The organism is Brevibacterium sp. S111, assembly GCF_004745075.1.
In the GTDB taxonomy this organism is placed as follows: Bacteria; Actinomycetota; Actinomycetes; order Actinomycetales; family Brevibacteriaceae; genus Brevibacterium.
Window position 1 is genome coordinate 1 of the sequence record NZ_RHFH01000047.1, and the last position, 1,886, is coordinate 1,886.

A 1,886-nucleotide genomic window follows, 5' to 3' on the forward strand; every position below is an offset into this window, starting at 1 on the left:
AAGTTGTGATGTTCCACCCATGAGCAACCCACCCAGGAACACGAACGGTTCCTGACGGTGGGGATCTGAATGTGTGCTCCTTAGAAAGGAGGTGATCCAGCCGCACCTTCCGGTACGGCTACCTTGTTACGACTTAGTCCCAATTGCCAGTCCCACCTTAGACGGCCCCCTCCCAAAAGGGTTGGGCCACCGGCTTCGGGTGTTACCGACTTTCGTGACTTGACGGGCGGTGTGTACAAGGCCCGGGAACGTATTCACCGCAGCGTTGCTGATCTGCGATTACTAGCGACTCCGACTTCACGTAGTCGAATTGCAGACTACGATCCGAACTGAGACTGGCTTTAAGGGATTCGCTCACCCTCACAGGTTCGCCTCTCTCTGTACCAGCCATTGTAGCATGCGTGAAGCCCAAGACATAAAGGGCATGATGATTTGACGTCATCCCCACCTTCCTCCGAGTTGACCCCGGCAGTCTCCTATGAGTTCCCACCATCACGTGCTGGCAACATAGAACGAGGGTTGCGCTCGTTGCGGGACTTAACCCAACATCTCACGACACGAGCTGACGACAACCATGCACCACCTGTACACCAGCTCCAAAGAGAAGAACTGTTTCCAGAACGGTCCAGTGTATGTCAAGCCTTGGTAAGGTTCTTCGCGTTGCATCGAATTAATCCGCATGCTCCGCCGCTTGTGCGGGCCCCCGTCAATTCCTTTGAGTTTTAGCCTTGCGACCGTACTCCCCAGGCGGGGCACTTAATGCGTTAGCTACGGCGCGGAGAACGTGGAATGTCCCCCACACCTAGTGCCCAACGTTTACGGCATGGACTACCAGGGTATCTAATCCTGTTCGCTCCCCATGCTTTCGCTCCTCAGTGTCAGTTACAGCCCAGAGTCCCGCCTTCGCCACCGGTGTTCCTCCTGATATCTGCGCATTTCACCGCTACACCAGGAATTCCAGACTCCCCTACTGCACTCTAGTCAGCCCGTACCCACTGCCCGCGCAACGTTAAGCGTTGCGTTTCCACAGCAGACGTGACCAACCACCTACGAGCTCTTTACGCCCAATAATTCCGGACAACGCTCGTACCCTACGTATTACCGCGGCTGCTGGCACGTAGTTAGCCGGTACTTCTTCTGCAGGTACCGTCACTTTCGCTTCTTCCCTGCTGAAAGCGGTTTACAACCCGAAGGCCGTCATCCCGCACGCTGCGTCGCTGCATCAGGGTTTCCCCCATTGTGCAATATTCCCCACTGCTGCCTCCCGTAGGAGTCTGGGCCGTGTCTCAGTCCCAGTGTGGCCGGTCGCCCTCTCAGGCCGGCTACCCGTCGTCGCCTTGGTAGGCCATTACCCCACCAACAAGCTGATAGGCCGCGAGCCCATCCCCGATCGAAAAACTTTCCACCATCCCACATGCGTGGAACGGTCATATCCGGTATTAGACCCAGTTTCCCAGGCTTATCCCGAAATCAGGGGCAGGTTACTCACGTGTTACTCACCCGTTCGCCACTCATCCACCAGGTGCAAGCACCCGGCTTCAGCGTTCGACTTGCATGTGTTAAGCACGCAGCCAGCGTTCGTCCTGAGCCAGGATCAAACTCTCCATAAAAAAATTATGTTGCAGTATGAATCCCAGCAAGACAGCCAAACCAGTCACGGGGTGACCAGCCGGCTTCAAAAAATACGATCAAACACCCCAACCGCCACCACAGTGAACGATTCAACAAAGAACCACCCACCTCAAGGAGGCGAACCAGACTGTTCGACCGTGTGATTGTCTCACCAGAAAAATAATGTTTCTGGCATCACAACTTGTTCAAACAAACACGCTATTGGATTCTCAAACCACAAACACTCACCCATCACCACAACCCAACAAAAAGGG

The 1,886-nt window shown here is 54.8% G+C and carries 1 rRNA gene; it reads right to left on the bottom strand.

Features of this window, described 5'->3' with window-relative positions:
- Window positions 1-84: 84 nt before the first annotated feature.
- Window positions 85-1,610: ribosomal RNA gene (locus tag EB836_RS17950) — 16S ribosomal RNA — on the bottom strand.
- Window positions 1,611-1,886 lie beyond the last annotated feature (276 nt).